1 protein-coding gene is annotated in these 1,083 nt (G+C 56.6%); it reads right to left on the bottom strand.

Annotated features, from left to right (window positions below):
- Window positions 1–311: 311 nt before the first annotated feature.
- Window positions 312–842 carry a hypothetical protein gene (locus tag EO156_RS00035; RefSeq protein WP_016851028.1) on the bottom strand — a complete coding sequence of 177 codons (531 nt, stop codon included), beginning with the start codon at window positions 840–842 and terminating at the stop codon, window positions 312–314.
- Between the last annotated feature and the right edge of the window lie 241 nt (window positions 843–1,083).

Here is a 1,083-nt window from a genome sequence, read left to right as displayed (position 1 = left end):
GTGAGGCTCAGTCGGTGACTACCTGAGCGTCGGCAGGGATTGGTGTAAGTAACCTTTACTGACAGCGAGTTAGCCCACTTTTGGCTGTTTTTTACACAAATCCCTGCCTCCCCTCTATACCGTCATCCGATCCTGGGGCGGCAAAGGTTCTCGCCGGCATGGTCAGTTGGTCGAAGTCGCAGATAGCGAGGCTTCTGCACAGGCCCGCCTGAAAGCATTGGACAAAGGGCGCCAGCGCCGCAAGCCGCCCTACTCCCGCGTGGTTTGATGCTCCGGTTCGGCGCTCGGCAGCAGATCGCATGCACGCCCAACTATTTTGAGGCTGTTGCGCTTTCGTCCGTTCGCAGCTCCACGGGGCGTCCCACGATTGTCGCCGCCTTGCCCAGACGATCGTCCAGCTCGGTAGCCGCCAGGTCGCTTTCGCCGACCACCAGCACCTCTACGTTCTCGCCGATCTTGCTGCCACGGATCCGCAGAGTTGGGAATAGCGCTCGCAACTGGCGCGTTTTGACGATCTCCGGATAACCGAAGCCGCCTTGCAAGATTCGGTAATCCTGCGGCGATGGCATCAAGATGACTTGCCTTCCAAGCATGGTCTCAAGTTGCCTTTGGCGCGCATCAATATCCTTCGCTCCGCAGTCTTTAGGGTCGATCCATACGATGGCAAGTCGATCCGAGGATGGAACAATCTCGCGATAGGTCGGAAAAACCTGCTGTACCTGGTCGCGCATCAAGCCCTGCCCGAGGCCAGGAAGATTGGTATTGATGGGTTCCGTTCGACAGGCTGCGTGCGATAGCGCCATCGAACACAAGTACAACACTGAAACCAGCACGAATTTCATAGCAACCCTCAAAAGATATGCCCCAATCAGTGAGGCATATCTTTATGGCGTAACTTGGCTCGCTCAATCAAAATGGCACTTGCACGTAGATGCCGAGAGAATCGAGCCGGTCCAACGGGGTGTATGATACGCCCAGGGTTCCGTAGACACTCAAGACCCTCGTTGCGCGTAGCGCCGTTCAAACTCTACAGGGGACAGGTCGCCAGTTGAACCATGACGGCGTTGTGGGTTGTAGAACATC

This window comes from Xanthomonas sp. DAR33341 (assembly GCF_003992815.1).
In the GTDB taxonomy this organism is placed as follows: domain Bacteria; phylum Pseudomonadota; class Gammaproteobacteria; order Xanthomonadales; family Xanthomonadaceae; genus Xanthomonas; species Xanthomonas cissicola.
The sequence above is the reverse complement of the archived record's forward strand: the minus strand, read 5'-3'. Positions and strand labels throughout refer to the sequence as shown.

Excerpts from the sequence above, each read along its gene's own strand:
- EO156_RS00035 (WP_016851028.1), bottom strand. The coding sequence starts at position 842 with ATGAAATTCGTGCTGGTTTCAGTGTTGTACTTGTGTTCGATGGCGCTA.